16 protein-coding genes and 1 CRISPR repeat array are annotated in these 15,980 nt (G+C 40.9%); of the genes, 2 read left to right on the top strand and 14 right to left on the bottom strand.

Annotation, left to right across the window (positions count from 1 at the left end; translation table 11 throughout):
- Positions 1 to 14 precede the first annotated feature (14 nt).
- Positions 15 to 1,508: direct repeats of the CRISPR family, unit length 37 nt; unit sequence GTTTCAATCCCTAAAAGGGTTTCAGAGGCTTTGAAGC.
- Positions 1,509 to 1,776: 268 nt separating this feature from the next.
- From cas2 to cas6, 4 genes are read right to left on the bottom strand one after another with little or no spacing between them, the layout of a single operon-like run.
- Positions 1,777 to 2,049, bottom strand: a complete 273-nt coding sequence (cas2, locus tag B9G53_RS24635) for a CRISPR-associated endonuclease Cas2 (RefSeq protein ID WP_094536074.1) — start codon at positions 2,047 to 2,049, stop codon at positions 1,777 to 1,779.
- Positions 2,049 to 3,053 (bottom strand): type I-D CRISPR-associated endonuclease Cas1d, encoded by a 1,005-nt coding sequence (cas1d, locus tag B9G53_RS24630; RefSeq protein ID WP_094536073.1) that lies wholly within the window; start codon positions 3,051 to 3,053, stop codon positions 2,049 to 2,051. Before cas1d ends, cas2 begins: the two co-directional genes overlap by 1 nt.
- Before the next feature lie 5 nt (positions 3,054 to 3,058).
- The gene (cas4, locus tag B9G53_RS24625) at positions 3,059 to 3,646 is read right to left on the bottom strand and encodes a CRISPR-associated protein Cas4 (RefSeq protein WP_094536072.1); all 588 of its coding nucleotides are present in this window, start codon (positions 3,644 to 3,646) and stop codon (positions 3,059 to 3,061) included.
- Entirely contained in the window at positions 3,643 to 4,527 is an 885-nt protein-coding gene (gene cas6, locus B9G53_RS24620) for a CRISPR-associated endoribonuclease Cas6 (protein ID WP_094536071.1), read from the bottom strand. The genes cas4 and cas6 overlap by 4 nt, the downstream gene beginning before the upstream one ends.
- Positions 4,528 to 4,575: 48 nt before the next feature.
- Between cas6 and B9G53_RS24615 the strand changes: the two genes are divergently transcribed.
- Positions 4,576 to 4,998, top strand: a complete 423-nt coding sequence (locus B9G53_RS24615) for a hypothetical protein (protein ID WP_094536070.1) — start codon at positions 4,576 to 4,578, stop codon at positions 4,996 to 4,998.
- On the opposite strand, the gene B9G53_RS24610 is transcribed toward B9G53_RS24615, so the two are convergent.
- From B9G53_RS24610 to B9G53_RS24565, 10 genes are all read right to left on the bottom strand, one after another.
- Positions 4,995 to 5,342 (bottom strand): hypothetical protein, encoded by a 348-nt coding sequence (locus tag B9G53_RS24610; protein ID WP_094536069.1) that lies wholly within the window; start codon positions 5,340 to 5,342, stop codon positions 4,995 to 4,997. The genes B9G53_RS24615 and B9G53_RS24610 overlap by 4 nt on opposite strands.
- Entirely contained in the window at positions 5,339 to 5,677 is a 339-nt protein-coding gene (locus B9G53_RS24605) for a DUF5674 family protein (protein WP_094536068.1), read from the bottom strand. The genes B9G53_RS24610 and B9G53_RS24605 overlap by 4 nt, the downstream gene beginning before the upstream one ends.
- An 8-nt stretch (positions 5,678 to 5,685) precedes the next feature.
- Positions 5,686 to 6,387, bottom strand: coding sequence for a type I-D CRISPR-associated protein Cas5/Csc1 (gene cas5d / locus B9G53_RS24600; RefSeq protein WP_094536067.1), 702 nt, complete (start codon positions 6,385 to 6,387; stop codon positions 5,686 to 5,688).
- Between the two features lie 2 nt (positions 6,388 to 6,389).
- Positions 6,390 to 7,424, bottom strand: a complete 1,035-nt coding sequence (gene cas7d, locus B9G53_RS24595) for a type I-D CRISPR-associated protein Cas7/Csc2 (protein ID WP_094536066.1) — start codon at positions 7,422 to 7,424, stop codon at positions 6,390 to 6,392.
- Between the two features lie 51 nt (positions 7,425 to 7,475).
- Entirely contained in the window at positions 7,476 to 10,901 is a 3,426-nt protein-coding gene (gene cas10d / locus B9G53_RS24590; RefSeq protein ID WP_094536065.1) for a type I-D CRISPR-associated protein Cas10d/Csc3, read from the bottom strand.
- A 141-nt stretch (positions 10,902 to 11,042) separates the two neighbouring features.
- Complete coding sequence (locus B9G53_RS24585) at positions 11,043 to 11,405, bottom strand: DUF86 domain-containing protein (protein ID WP_094536064.1); 363 nt, start codon at positions 11,403 to 11,405, stop codon at positions 11,043 to 11,045.
- Complete coding sequence (locus B9G53_RS24580; protein WP_094536063.1) at positions 11,402 to 11,863, bottom strand: nucleotidyltransferase domain-containing protein; 462 nt, start codon at positions 11,861 to 11,863, stop codon at positions 11,402 to 11,404. Before B9G53_RS24580 ends, B9G53_RS24585 begins: the two co-directional genes overlap by 4 nt.
- A 129-nt stretch (positions 11,864 to 11,992) precedes the next feature.
- Positions 11,993 to 12,292 (bottom strand): hypothetical protein, encoded by a 300-nt coding sequence (locus B9G53_RS24575; protein WP_094536062.1) that lies wholly within the window; start codon positions 12,290 to 12,292, stop codon positions 11,993 to 11,995.
- A 216-nt stretch (positions 12,293 to 12,508) separates the two neighbouring features.
- Complete coding sequence (cas3, locus tag B9G53_RS24570; RefSeq protein WP_094536061.1) at positions 12,509 to 14,695, bottom strand: type I-D CRISPR-associated helicase Cas3'; 2,187 nt, start codon at positions 14,693 to 14,695, stop codon at positions 12,509 to 12,511.
- Positions 14,696 to 14,794: 99 nt separating this feature from the next.
- A complete protein-coding gene (locus B9G53_RS24565) occupies positions 14,795 to 15,286 on the bottom strand; it encodes a hypothetical protein (RefSeq protein ID WP_094536060.1) in 492 nt (163 codons plus the stop codon).
- Positions 15,287 to 15,562: 276 nt separating this feature from the next.
- Here B9G53_RS24565 and B9G53_RS24560 point away from each other — a divergent pair, with 276 nt between their 5' ends.
- Positions 15,563 to 15,907, top strand: coding sequence for a hypothetical protein (locus B9G53_RS24560; protein WP_094536059.1), 345 nt, complete (start codon positions 15,563 to 15,565; stop codon positions 15,905 to 15,907).
- Positions 15,908 to 15,980: the final 73 nt, after the last annotated feature.

Here is a 15,980-nt window from a genome sequence, read left to right as displayed (position 1 = left end):
AGAGCCGAAACAGTGTTTCAATCCCTAAAAGGGTTTCAGAGGCTTTGAAGCACCTTCATCTTAGTCGCTACCATAGGCTTAGACCCGTTTCAATCCCTAAAAGGGTTTCAGAGGCTTTGAAGCGCGGATTGTACTGGTGGGATGGAGTTTATATGGCAGTGTTTCAATCCCTAAAAGGGTTTCAGAGGCTTTGAAGCAGATAGACATTTTGAAATCAGAGTTGATGGCTTTAGTTTCAATCCCTAAAAGGGTTTCAGAGGCTTTGAAGCGGATGTAATGTCTAGCAGCAATACGCGATATCTGGTTTCAATCCCTAAAAGGGTTTCAGAGGCTTTGAAGCGAACCACATTCGCAGAAGAAGCAACCGTCACTTACGTTTCAATCCCTAAAAGGGTTTCAGAGGCTTTGAAGCCGCATCGCACCGCCGTCTCACCTGTCTTACTGGCTGTTTCAATCCCTAAAAGGGTTTCAGAGGCTTTGAAGCCGAATCAAGGGCAATGTGGAGGCGATCGCACTTAGTTTCAATCCCTAAAAGGGTTTCAGAGGCTTTGAAGCTGTATAGATTTAGTTGATGTAGCCACTAATCTTTGGGTCATGTTTCAATCCCTAAAAGGGTTTCAGAGGCTTTGAAGCGCACTTGCCAATCAGCATGAGTTGCTTGATAGCATCCTCATGTTTCAATCCCTAAAAGGGTTTCAGAGGCTTTGAAGCAGCCGCAACACGAGTGATCGTCGGCTTCCGACGAGTTTCAATCCCTAAAAGGGTTTCAGAGGCTTTGAAGCAATAGCTTTAGCTCTAAGTCTGAATAGCATTTATTAGTTTCAATCCCTAAAAGGGTTTCAGAGGCTTTGAAGCATCGCTTTGCGCCACTGCACTAATTCATTCCACTGTTTCAATCCCTAAAAGGGTTTCAGAGGCTTTGAAGCTAAATCTTCTGAAATATATTTGCCATGGCAATTTTGTTTCAATCCCTAAAAGGGTTTCAGAGGCTTTGAAGCATTTCCAAACAACTTGGCGAAAATCTTTTTTATAGTTTCAATCCCTAAAAGGGTTTCAGAGGCTTTGAAGCTAGGAACTGTTTCCGAAGCGCTGTATGCAATTGGTTTCAATCCCTAAAAGGGTTTCAGAGGCTTTGAAGCTTTCCTCTTCCCTGTCGCGTATAAGCGGGATATCGTGAGGTTTCAATCCCTAAAAGGGTTTCAGAGGCTTTGAAGCGTAGCGATCGCCTATCCAATCAATTCTCTACTAGGTTTCAATCCCTAAAAGGGTTTCAGAGGCTTTGAAGCCAGGTCGGAAGTATGAACAGATTGCCCAAATTATGAAAGTGTTTCAATCCCTAAAAGGGTTTCAGAGGCTTTGAAGCATCCAAATGTCTCTAAAAACATCTTAATACAGCTTGTTTCAATCCCTAAAAGGGTTTCAGAGGCTTTGAAGCTTGGTGGCGATCATGGATGCAGAGTTACCAGTAGTAGTTTCAATCCCTAAAAGGGTTTCAGAGGCTTTGAAGCCGCCCGCGCTTGTGAAGTATATCATATTTAGTTTTCAAGGTGCATTTGCGCGAAGCATACAAATTGTAGCAGATTTGAACCTGCTGAACAGGTTTTACAACTTCCACCAACCAATACAAAACTATATTTACCAAAACATTCCAGACTTGCGCGAATCGACCAACTCGCCCGATCACCCTCAAAAACATACCTACCAAGACTTGTAAAATACCAAATTGCATACTATTAAAAAAACATCCACCAACTCGCGCAACCAATGAACCAGAAATCAAGCGAAAAATATTGTATTATCCCGCACCTGTTCACCGCCAATACGTTCTATTTTAGGCTGACAGCAAGCACATAGCGTATAAAAACGGATACTATCCTCATCAGGCTTGATTAACTTACTCAAACGCGATCGCAGTTTGGCATATTGAGCATCCGTCAGCTCACACTCAAACACACTAAACTGCATCCATTGCCCATAGGACTTGAGTATCTTATGAATCTTAGTACGGCGCTTATCCTCAGAGATATCGTAGGAAATAACTAGGAACATTACTTCATCACCAAAGGAGGATACTTATCTATCTCATCCATTAGATACTTAGCTAAAAGCCTAGCCTGAAGCTCAAAAGCCTCTTGATAAGTACATTTACACCCCATTACAGGATGCTTAAATTCTGACTGTTTCTTCTGCTCGTACAGCGTTAAGAAAACTTTTCTCGCCTCATTAGATAGAGAAATCGCCTTGCTCAAAGGTTCAGAAGTAAAATCTTTGGGCGCGATCGCCTTACGATTAATTGCCGACAACACGATCGCATCAACAATCAAGGGGCGAAACTCTTCCATTAGGTCAAGAGCAAGACTGGGGCGACCATAGCGCTCCGTATGCAAATAGCCAAGATAGGGATCGAAACCGACAATATTTAATGCTCCCTGCACATCATGACGTAATAGAGAATAGCCAAAACTCAACATTGCATTCACAGGATCATTCGGTGGACGGCGGTTGCGAGTCGTAAAGCTAAAACCATCAGCGCGAATTAATTTGGGGAAGGCTTGCCAATAAACAGCGCTGCCATGTCCCTCCACACCCCGCAAACTGGGAATTTCTTGATGCAGACTAATCGAATCGATCGCCCGTTCGAGAGCATCAATCGCCTTTTGCAAGTCATTATCAGGATAATCCCGCATATGCCGCATCAATGACCCACGATAATTTTTTAACTTACCGCGCACAAAGGCTTGCACTATATGAATTGCCTTTGGTGTTTCGCCATCCGCTGCCCACTGCGATCGCCGCACAAAAATATTCTTAGTTAACTCAGGTTCCAAACGACCGAGAAAGCGCCCCGTTCCTGTCATAAAAGACATCGGGATTTTGCGCTCCAACAGTTCTATCACCGCCGCAGGAGAAATTGTGGCACGACCGAGGATTACTAATCCATCAATTTTGATTAACGGTACATCTAGAATTTGTTTTTTCTCAGCCTTCACCGTTAAACGTTCATCGGTCTTGCCAATAAACGAGTCATCTTGACTTACATAAACCGTTCCCATTGTTTTTAAGCTCCTTCCTTATATTTACTAACCTTTTCCTTCGCCATCGGTACACACTGAGTAAACAGACTGCAACCTTTGCAACGATTGCCATAGATTGCAGGAGGCATTTTGCCAGTTTCCATCATTTGCGAGATCTCGGTAATTGCCGTGATCGCCTCATTCCGCAACTCAGATGTAATCTCAATCTCTTGTCTCTGGTGCGTTTGAGCATAATAAACATAGCCCTTAGTAATCGTTTTACCCGTCATCTCTTCTAAGCAGAGCGCCTGAGCCACCACTTGCATCGCATCGTTATCCCATTCCCCTTTGTGACCGCGTTTGTATTCAATAGGATAGAGATTACCATCAACTTCTTCAATCAAATCCGACTTGCCGATCAATCCGTATTGTTCCGACTTTAACCAGATCGCCCTGACTTGCCATGTCTCCTCCCGTTGATTTTCGCCAACCGTATGCACGCGCTGATGTAAATCTGTCCCCTCAATCGTGTAATGATTTTCGACAAATTCTCCTGCACAAAACATCCGCCAACATCGATGAGGGCAGTAGGCATATTGGTTTAAAGCGGCGATGGGGATTGGCTCATTCATACTCGTCTCGCTATTCCCATTCCCATTGTGGTTTTGCGTCCAATTCCTGCAAACATTGCAAAGTCTGCTAGGGCATTAATTTGTTTGATTGTATCTGGTGAGGCATCACCAAGAATTCGATAACCAATCTCACCGACACAACCGATAAAACTATGGGTGTCATAGTTCTTGACAACTTCTGTCTTGATGTCAAATTTACTGGGAAAAATATATTCGATAATTTCAGGATTAATTGGGATTTCGCTATAGGTGTTCCAGCGATCGCATAGGCTTTTAAATACATTGTCGCGAGTGGGTAATGGTGAATCGTATTTACCCTGACGGAAAGCGGTGGGAGTGGCAAGGTGAAAGGCGATCATTTTTTCTGTATCTGAGGCGCGATCGTAGATTTGCTGATAGGTGGCGAAATTTGCCCAAGGTTGATTTGATTGGGGTGTGCCGAGAATACTGGTAATATAGAGGTCAGCAGAACCAAGGTGAAAGGCGCGATCGGGATTGAGATTGAGCCAGAGTCCAGTAAGTTTGCTAAATAAAACCTCATCTAATAGCGTGATGCGCCACCAGCAGGGAGTTGAGGTGGGGATTTCTTGATTGTGCCAAGAGAGGCTTTTAGCTTTTAGCTGTTGGCTTTTAGCTTTTTTTAGATTGGGTTTGCTAAAGTTCTGGTCAGAGCTAACAGCTAATCGCCGATCTCTAGTCGCCAATTGAATTGGACTCAACCCAAACCCTTTATTTGCTTTCTCACTATGAAGGCGATCGCCTAATTCTTGATCTACAGAGCTAACTAAGGTTAAAAAAAGTGCGTGAATATGCCGTCCTGTTAGATATTCAGGGTAAATCGGTGTTTTCGGCATAAAATTAACTACGAGGCTATGAGGCATAAATTTTTACTCTTTGGATAATGACCAATCACCAATCACCCCAAAACTATGGATGACATGACCGAAAAAATGCTGGCTTCATCAACTATTGATGATCCAGTAGAAACACGCCAACTTTTTTTAGAGATGGAGGCGAGTCTACCAATCTCTGTCCGTTTTACAGACCATGGAATAAAGGGTTTACAACAACAATTGCCTGACCTAGAGCTAACTAAAGATAAAGTTTTTGCAATTGAGAAGCTACTTTATTCAGGAGATATGGGCGGAATTCTTTGTACTATTTCTTCTGCTGACAATGAGAAACAAACTATTATTTCCATTACTCATCTCAAGTTTGATCCAAGTCATCCTTTAACGGATAGCATTCAGCAATATCAGAGAAAGCGGAGTTTGGCTTTGGCAATTACTAATAGTGGTACAAGGCGATCGGCAGCAAAACCGAAGAGAAAGCGTAGGGGGTTTGGTAGCTAGTCCAAAAGCCCTGATCGCTCTAAAATCCGATCTGACCAGATCTGTGCTTGTGCTGCAACTTCCATTCGTTGCGCTGGATCTGCCCAGATAGTTTTCCAGCGCAATTGCCACAGTGCAAGCTGAATTTGCAATTCCACCAGTTCACCAGCCGTGTCGATGTCAGCATCGTTAGCCGTCCATTCGATGAAAAACTTGCTTTCTCTGATCAAGTATTCAATAGTATTTTGGCTGATTGCCTTACCTGTCAAGGTTTTGATTCGAGCTAGATTTGCTGATAGTCCACCTAAGCGGTTGGGGAGCAAATCACTTAAATATCTTGCTTTTAATGTATTCCAATCTTTCATAGGTTACTCAATAGATTTTTGGCAATTTCTTCGATTTTTACACGAACGTCTGGAAATAGAACCTCTAGTGTTCTATTTCCCTGTTTTGGACGAATATTAATTAGAGATTCATAAGTTACCTCTTGAGCATCTGGATACCAATCGGCTCCCCAAATATTTTGTTGTTCACTACCATCTTCTAGCAAAACGCTCTCACAGTCAGCATGAAATTCACCGCCACCTGCTAAAATTCCACGTTCAATATCGACGGCTAACTTGATATATTCACCAAGTTCTTGCAGCATTTCGTCAATTTGTTCTTTAGTAGCGCGATCGCGAATTAAGTAAATTGTCATAGTTGTTCCTATACCTTAAAGCGATACTCCATACGAGCAGGGATTTTGAAGCCGTCAACATCATAAAAATGTCCGTTTATACTGACATTGCGAATCAGACTAACGGGCGGCATATTTACGGTGTCATAGCTCAAGACTTGGTGAGTAAACATCACATCAAGGGGATTGAGGGGATAAGGAAATATAAAATCTCCATTTCCCTGCTTAACTTTATCTAGCTCTTTGACTATTAACTCAGCTTTACTCATCCATTTACCCAAACGAATCCATTTAGAAAGTTTAGGTAAAGGATTTTGAGACAAGATGAAAAACTCAAAAGCACTTTCGGGCGCGATTTCCTTAGCTCTGCCAAAGCTAGGAATATTAGTCTTAGTCTTTTCCATCTCAACGTGATAGTTATTATTGGCATATTTCCATGTATGCAACACAGAAGTATGTTGCAGCGATCGCGCAGGGGTGACATAGATTCCCACCTCATTGAGTTTGCTCAAATGCTCCTCATACATCGGAACTTGTTCGCGGCAAAAGTAGCGATATTCATGTTCTTCGGATACTTTCGTACCGTAGCGATCGCTATCAACTAGTCCCAAGGCATAGCAAAGGGCGTAGTTATGAATGATCGCTTCGGTTTCATACAAGCGCCCGATCTCACGGGTGGCAAAGTAGAGCATGTCATGTAGCTCAAGCTCACAACGATAGATGTGTGTCATGGTTACTTTGCCTTCGCAGGTTTCTTTTCCTTGTCGTCAGTCTTTTTGGGCTTTGCGATATGCACTGCGGCGTAGGCTTTTGCCTCATCATCAGCTTTTTGCAAAATCGCCTTGATCCCTTCTTCGCTGGTGGTCAGTGCTTTGACTTCATTCAATAAAGCATCAAAATTTGTACCGATAAAATCATGATGTACAGTAAATTCATCGGCTAACAATTCGGCGATCGCTTCTTTAGCATTGTCCAAAACCAAATCCTCACTCAATGGATCAATTGATTGCAGAATGTCAGTGGGGATGCGATCGTAAATTGCCTGTGTCCATTGCAAATTGCTAGTAATTTCACCATCAGCAAACACGACACCAATCAATTCATTACGCACGCGACCAGTGCGAGTCGTTTGCGCTCCATAATGACGAGTTCGCAAAATGTTGTTGAAGACATAGAGAAATCCTGCTTCGGTGGGATCTTTCAGAGTGACAATGCTAGGGAAAAACACTTGTGGACGAATGTGATCTTGTTGATTAATCCGACTAGTGATTTTGCCAACTTCAGAGCCGACTTCACCTTTTGAAGCCATTGTGCCGTTTTCATAGGGAGCATTCAGCGTAAAGGTTTCGTGAGACTCATCAAATGGGGTAATTGAGAAAGCAGTATCAACTACAACCTTAGATTTTTCCGAGCCAGAATCACCGATCGCAAAACCATAGATGATGCAATCAGGATTGTTCATCGCAAATTTAACATTGTATTCGCACTCTTCGGCAGTCATGAATCCATAGTTGCGTAACAATTCACGACCGACTAAGCGCTCAGGTGTGGATTGCTTACGCTTAAACATAGCAAGCCGACTGATGGGAGTCCTATTTTCATTTTTAAGCCCTGCACTGACTCTCGCCTTGTTCAATTCGCCATCAGTTTGAAATAGTGGATAGGATTCAGTCACGCGCACAGTTAGAAAATGAACATATTTTCCCATTGGCTTGTAAGGAATTTCAGAATGAAAGAATTTGGATTCGATGGATTTGAGCAATGTCATGATTAAATTTCCTAAAGTGATGGTTAATTGGTAATGAGTAGTTAAAAAGAGCTAGTCTTGATCGTCATTTTCAGGTTCTTCGATTGCTTCACCTTTGGTTTTACGCTCCTGATTTTCTTGATCCTGTGCAAGTCGATAGAGGAACTCACAGGTATCGCGAATCAAGTTGATTTGCCGACCTGCGAGACGGGCGCGATCGCCTTTAAAAGTCTCCACAAATACATCTTTCACAAAATAATTGGCAAACTCCAGAATCTTCTGGCGCTCCTCTTCGCGATCTTTGAGAATCCATCGCCCCTCGGCAGTGGAAGCATGGACGCGATCAATCAATTTGCAAACTTCAGCGGCGACAACGTGAACTAATGCTTCACCTTCAAAGCTAGGATCGGCTTTAAGGATTGTGCTAGAAGCGACATCGATTGGTTTCAGGACTGCGTTGGCTTTGGGGTTATACGACTTATTCGCACGATAGAACTGACGATAGAGTTCTGTTAGTTTTTGGGGATGATTCAAGGGTGATTGCTCCTGTATTTCTAGTTTAATGGAATTCGTCGAATTTGGAGAATGTTTTGCGTAAGCATCAAAACAGGGATAGAAGTTATAGGTATAAAGTTGGATTTTAGCGATGCTAGGAGCATCAACTTTGGCATTGCGAACCCATTTATTGAGATAGGCAAATACATATAGCGGACTGGTTTCAAAGTCTTTTGCTAGTTCTGTTAATCGCCCCCAATTCGCATCGTAACCTCCTTTACTTTGTTTAGCATTAACATCAAGATGGATCGCATAGGCAGCTGTGAGCTTATTCAGGGGCGCAGGATGCTCTCCACCAGTGGGATCTCGCCAACCGTCTAGAATGTAATCTAAACGGAAGCGATCGCCGCCAGTGAGAACTCGAAAGGCATGGGGAGCGCTATCGAGAAATACGGTTTCTTCAAACTCTGTACCATCGATAAATGGCGGCACTGGGGATTCAGAAACAACGGTTTTCACATCCAGAATCATCGGAAAAGCTAAGGCTAACCAACTCGGCATTACCCATGACTCCGTATCGGTAGCATCTCGACTTGGTGGCATTGCCATAAAATAGAAGGTCATGGGCTGATCTTCGGGATATTTCATTTTAAAGGTGTGATCTTTGCGATCGCCTATTTCATCTAGCAAAAAAGTATCTGCACTTTGATAATTTGCTGAGCTAAAATCAGCCTGTAAATCTTTGGACACAAAATGATTGCGAAGACTGGTATCAAAACGGGTTTGGGCAATATTCATATAAGCCTTTTGCAGGAACTTATTCGTTTCAGGTGTGAAGTAATAAGTTGGATAGAAATAGAGATAGCGATATTTCCCATCTTCAAAGGACTTACCGACTGCTTGAGTTTGATTCATCAAGATTTGCCGCAACATAATCTCGATTCCTGCAATGCTAGAAATATTCCGCTTGGCATTCGAGCCGCCCAGCATTTGTTTATTTGTATAGACTTGCGGTGTAAATAGCACCGATGATTCCATTTGCTCTGTCACCGTATAGGGTGAATGGGAAATCGAGCAGATCGCTTGTTTACCTCGTCCAGATTTTTTGGCTGCGTTGTAAAAATCTAGCTCTTTTAGGAAGATATCAACTTGGTCAACATTGGCTTCAACCTCTTGACTAGGAAGCATCACCACGCGATCGCACCAATCTTTTAAATCTTGCCAAGGGTCAGGCAATTGATACTGTTCACGAATTGGCTTAGTTAATTCGATGAAATAATTAACCAACTTATAACCAATATCCCGCACATCTAACGAGCCTAAACCTGCGTCAGATTCTAAATATTTGGCGGCGATGTAGTACCACTCATAGGCAATACCGCCCGTATTTTTCAGTTCTTGAAGCTCAACAACTTGCGATCGGCAATCCTCTAAACCTAGAAACTCAAGAGAAGCCAGAGTGAGATTTAATTCACGGGGCGCGGGTAATTTCTTATCAAGTTTTCGCAAGTCTTTAACTTTGACTAGATAATCTTCCCAAAGTTGTTTAACAACTAAAGCGCCAAGTTCCGCAAGATGATCGATACGCGGATCTTCTTTAAAATCAAATTTCAGATCTTCTGATAGAAATCCTTTGCGCTGAAATGTGGCGAGATTACTAGCTTTGTCAGGGGCTTTGCTAGTTTTAATTTTGTTAATCACTACATCAACTGAGAAACGCAAAAACTCTTCAAAATCAAAAAATAGATTGTAATAGTCAGCAAACTTCATGCCCACATTGCCACGACTAAAGCCAACTTGCCGATCGCGCAATTGGTCAGCACAAAGTTTTTTGATTTTCGCCACCACGCGATCGCTTAATCCTTCGACTTGGACTAGTGGCGCATCTCGCAAAGTGAGATAGATTACACCCGTCGGCAAGTACAAAAGCGGCTCATAGTATTGATTTTCTTTTGTATTGAGATCAACATGAGCATCCATCAAAGCGTTATTAGCAACGTTTGTAAGTACACCACGATTCTCAGAAATACTGTGATAGGTAAATCGCAACTGTCCATCACTAAGCTGGTGCATTAGCTCCTTAAACTTAGTTTTGATAGCATCTTGAGGATGTTTCACAATTGAAGCCAAAGAATCAGCTAAACAGGTGAGATCGGTGAGACAGCGTAATGTGCGATCGTCTAGCCTGAGATTGCTTAATCCAAAATCCGAGAAATTCCAGTTTGTATCCCATCGACATTGTGCGTTGTAAGCAATACAAAGCAAATCGTCTATATATTCTTTCCACTGCTCAGAATCATTGCTAATAAATTGATTCAGACCTAAAGCAACTACGAATATAGAAATGATTTCACGATGTTCATCTAAAGAGAGTTTGCGAATATCTTGATCGCGCTTAGATGATTTATATTTCTCTGGCATTTCAGAAAATAGCTCGTAATTGAACTTTTCAAAGTCATGCAAAATAAATCCTGCAATTACCAGCCTGCGTTCAAGTTCTCTAATTTTTCTGCGAACAGTTGTATTAAGTTTCTCTAATCTCTGTTCAATCAAATTTGCGGGGAATAGACCATTTAATAAATGTGTGCCAAGTGACTGATCGGCAGCATTGTCCCGCCGAACTTTCGCTTTGCCATCTGCCTCATTTTGGCGATCGAGTTCATCAAAAAACTTACCGCCTTTAGCAGTCACGCCAACCACAACAGGCAAAAGCTTAGGCAATACATATTCTGCAAAATCTGCCATCACTGGATCGTTAGGATTTTGAGCAGCGATCACCTCTCGCATGAGTTTTAATGTCAGCAGTTCTTGCTTTGTCGCAATCATGCGATCGCTTTTCTCATCAAAATCCTCATCTGTATCAATCTCATCCAAATCCATCTCTGGATAGTCTTCATCGTCTTGAGAATCATTCGATAAGTTAGTTGATTCTGAGATAGAAATACTATTAAAGATTGATAACTGGTTCTCGTCTTCACTCAATTTTTTTTGTTTAGTCACAATTTTAATTTAATAAACCTAAATGATTGGAATCTGATATTGATATATGTTTTAGATTGACTCTTCAGGATTTTCATCTAGCGATTCAAGAAATGTTGAAACCTGTCTTGCATAAATTGGATATTTCTCTAGAATATCTGCAATTTATGCAAATACCTCTTCAGGCGAAATGTCATCATATCTGTGAGCTAGAGCATTGCGAGTATCTATTGATTGCTTGATTACTTCTGCTAATGATTCAGTAATAATGCCAAGATTGCCAATTTCCACAAAAGTTTTATAGCTTGATAATGAACTAGGATTTACTCCTTTTTTCTTGAGCAAATATCTGTTGATATCAATGGCTGCTTGGACGATGAGTTCCATAATTCTTTCTATTGTGAATTGCCTATACCGTTCAGACAAAAACTCTTCCAGTGAAAGCATTTCAAAGCTTTTCAGATCATTAATATAATCTAAAATTTCATCAAGTTTACGACGAACTACTTCGGGATTAATCTCTTTCATACGCCTAACATCTGCAATTTACGTTCAAGACTTTGACGCTGTTCCTGACGCATTTTTTTTGTCTGCTCATGACTCATCAAACTTCTCTTGAGAAACTCATCATATTCACCCGATCGCTTTTCATACAGAAGCTTGCCATCACAAGCAATTACATGAGCCAGTATCTCTGAGCATCGATTAAGATCGACAAGATCGACTGCTTCGTTAGGAAGTTCAAATATATTCTCAAAGATTGAATATAGACCAAACCAAGAGCCTCCTTTTGTTTTCCAATCTTGATAAATCTCTCGGTCATAGATCAAAGCAAAGTCATAATCACTATCCTCGTGATTTTGTTCTGTTGATCTAGATCCAAAGAGAATTAGAAGTTTCAAAAATGGAATCTCCTGAACTAAATTTGGCACAAGTTGTTTTAATTCAGATAGCGGTCGATTAGGTGTATTAATGATTTCACTCATAAATTTATCTCCTTGCCAGTGATATGAGAATCTCACTAGCTATTTGCTGTTTTAAATTATGGATTTGAAGTTGTTCATTAACAATCACTGCTTGAGGTAAGCGAAATAAGCAATATCGCTAAAGATCACTTAGAAATTACAGTTAGCGTCACCATCTGAAGAATAGGGATTAACCATGAACTCAAGTTCTTGATTTCTGCTACAAACATCAACATAATCATTGACTACCCGATTAGTTGTACTAACCAACAAACTAATTTGGCGCTCGTAATCTTGAAACTTTCGTTCAACCTTTTGCTCTAATTCTTGCAATCGATTTTCTAGTTGCTCAAATTTTGGATCAGACTGTCTTTGATCAGTTGTTAACAGGTCAAAAAAGCTCTCAATACCTTGCTGGCGGAGATCTCGGGACGTTTGCGGGTTGATCATTGTAAATAACCTTGTGCGCTGATGAGTACCAAGATAACACAAACGTTAAATACATATACTGTAACCAGAGAATTATTTTTTGTCTAAAATGATGTAATCTTGAGATGAGAGTCATGCTACTTAAACCCGAATTCCGGGATTGAAAAACAGTATATGTATTTATTCTGACTCTTAATCCTATTTGGATTATCCGTGAAACCCTTTCAGGGCTTGTATCTAAGCGATCCATATTTCGCCTCCTTTTTTGTTTTTAAAGGTGTAAGCCAATGTGTCAAGTAACAAAGCTGATTGCCCAAAAGCGATCGCATAACTTGGCACAGGATCGAGGAGAGTTTGCTGGTCACAAATCCCATATATCTGAAAGTGCATCGGCAATAGTAACCTTGCTTTTATTTCAGAAACTGGATGATTGAGGACATAAGCAACGATCGCTTGTTTTTTCAAACGTTCATTAACTTTGTCAATCCATCGGTTATCTGGTTGCCAGACCCCAATCCCTGAAAGGACTTGCACTTTCCAACTATCAGCAACCTCTTTAAGGTCGCCGTTATACGCAAATTTCCAGTTAGAGCGCTCCTCCCTGTAACTCAACAACTTCATAAAGCCCATACAATACTCAAAGCGATTTTTAGGGATTGGTTGACCTGTTCGCTCTGATGTTTCCTTGAGCAGACGCATAAATCCCGCCTCGGTCATTGGCTCCACCTCTAAATTACTGAGGATGCCTGACAAATCGTATGTCTTAAAGCGATCGCCTTCATTCGGCTCCGTCATATCATATAGCCCACATTGCAACGGACTCGAACCCCGAAAACTACTAGCATCCTCAGCGATCGGATTGCCATTGTCTTTCTTAAATTTCTCTTGCCATTCCAATTGACAAGCTTTCACCTTACCTGCAACCTTACCCAAACTCACACCAAATACTTGCTCACAATCAGCGCGAAATTGGTCACGACTAGCAGCATATTGTTGCGCAATCGTCTTATGTCCCAGCTTGCGATACAAATCAAAAGACTGTAAAGCACCCCATCGACTGTAATAATTTTTAAAATCGTTGATTTTGCGATAAGTCATGTAAATGTTGGCACTCAAAAAGGCGCGATCGTAAATTCCATTTGTCGTAAATGGCGAATCTGCTTTCTCAAATAAACGCTCGATTAAATAATTAGGTGCAAGGGTGTAGGCAACAAACTGAGTAAACTTTATTTCCTGTCCATCAGCATTTACATAACCCTGATGTCTTCCTAATCTGCCTAAACGCTGAATAAAACTACCCGAATCCGCAGACTCGAAAATCAAAAAATTAATCTTGAAGTCCACACCCACATCAATCGTGCTAGTTCCTAAAACTAAATCACAGGCAAGCGATCGCTCTTTAACGGTTTTGCTAGATAAACCCGTATTTTCGCCAACCGTTAACCCATGCTTTTGAAAGACTTCCGCAAACAAAGGCGTTAGCCTTTTTACCGAGGCGATCGAATTAAGAATAATCGCGCCTTTTGTCCCACGATGTTCTAAAAAATGCTGCAAAATTAGGGTTAGATTATCTTTGAGCCAAGTTTCAGATGCTTTATTTGCCGACTCTAATGCCACAAAGTGCAAAGTAATTGCTCTCGTTACCAGTCGCCATTGATCCTTTTCTAGTTCTTGAAATCGCCCTTCAGTATCAGGAAATTGATACTTATTTGAAGCTTTAGGATCGATTAATTTATAGCGCAATTTTGCCTTGTCTAGTCTTTCGATTAAATCTTTATCGGGTGTTGCAGAAAGAAACAAGAATTTCTTTTCTTTCTTATTAGTTCGCTTGATTAATAAAATTGTATTGAGAACACTCGCTATCTGAGGAGCGCTGAATATATGAAATTCATCAAAAATAAATAGATTAAAATCCTTATCAATTCTGCCCCAAAGCTTGTCAGGACTATCTTTGGGCATTAGATAAGCGCCACGATGTAAATAATGAAAGATATCAGGATTGGTAATTAAGATTTCGCGTTGACTTCCATGAGTAGCGATCGCTGCCGACTTTTTAATACCTTCATTCTCTGCATATAACTCTAATTCAGCACTATTTAATCTTGCAATTCGAGGCTCATTTCTAGTCTGAAAATCTTCCACATATTTACGGATTTGATTTTCTTGATCGCGGGCAAGTTCATTAGTTGGATAGAGTGCGATCGCCTCAGTATTGCCTTGTAAGACTCCTAAATAAGCCGCTAAGCTTTTACCATCGCCAGTCATCGCTGTATTAAATACCACATCAATATCTGGATCTTGCAAAGCTTTAAAAGTTTCTAACTGATGCCAAGCCAAGCGCCAACCGTCAGGAATTTCAATCCCTTTTGGGGTTTCTACAGTCTCAGAATAAACAGGCTTGAGAACTATTTTGTATTCCGTCATAACCTCACATCCTCATAAATATCGGAAAGCGCGATCGCTAAATCAATCGACTGCAAATGCAAACTGTCACCGACACCCAAACATGACATCAACCGAACACTAAGACTGAGAAACCTCAGACTGATTTAAACTATCCGCCACTGCCATAACCCTTGTTGCAAATTGCTGATACAACTCTGGCGAACCCTTCAGAAACAGCACAATCGTATAGCGCAAACTATAAATAGCCATATATCTTTGCTTATTCAAAATTGACAGGACTACAGATGCAACCCCAGCCAATAAAAGCACAAAGGCAAACATCGGTGAATTTCCATTCGAGAAAGTCGCAATCCATCCAATTAGACCAACTACAGCCAAACCAATCCTGATCGCCATTAGCAGATATATCGGCGCAGTATGAATCTCAACACTATCGATATTCTGAATTCTGGTCCGCGAATCCTTCTTTTCTAATCCACTCTTAACCGTAGCATTCAAATTATTGCCATCAATTTTGACAGAGATAACTCCATTACTAGGAATAATCACCCCATTCCAAACCTGAGCGCAGGAACCAGTAATTTCTGCTGATTTCAATCTACTTGTCATTTTATTTGTGATTATTTGTGAGCAAAAACTTTAATGATTAATTTTTAGAGACTTAGCTATGCTAAATTTATTTACGAATAGCCATAAATTTATTAGATATACTTTATCAATCAAATTTTGTCCGTAAATTTCTATAAACAGATAATTGCACGGAAAATCAAATTATACAAGAGTTATACCGACTAAAGTATACGGACACTTTATTTAAAAAATCACGCCTAACTGATGTTAATGTGGTTAGAATATTCGAAGATATAAATTTGGGGGGATAACAAGATGAATTTTAGTAGCTGTGAACATACAAAATATGTGTGGGAGGAGATTTCAAAGGGACTACGCGATCGCCAAAAGCCTCAAGGCTCAAGATTTTTAGGAAATAACAACTTGTCTAAAAAGTCGGTTAATGACATCCTTGATGCCTTGGCAACCAATTTTTCAGACTTAGGCACAGTATCAACTGACAGATTAAATGCAAAGTGGGGCGATCTTCAAAATCGTAACTGGGTAAAGATTATTACCTTCGTATTATCAGAATATGCCTATTACAACGACTCAGAAGGTGGCTTTTGGGAAAGTCTTTTTGTGAGGCTAGTAGACAGTCAAAGGGTTATTGACGGATAGAGACGAAGCAATTTAATGCGAGCATCAGCAGTAGTAAATTGCCAGTTAACTTTACACGAGAGAGAATTCCTGC

The sequence above is a fragment of the Pseudanabaena sp. SR411 genome (assembly GCF_002251945.1).
Taxonomy (GTDB): Bacteria; Cyanobacteriota; Cyanobacteriia; order Pseudanabaenales; family Pseudanabaenaceae; genus Pseudanabaena.
Note: the sequence above shows the minus strand (reverse complement) of the source record. Positions and strands in the feature narration are given on the sequence as shown.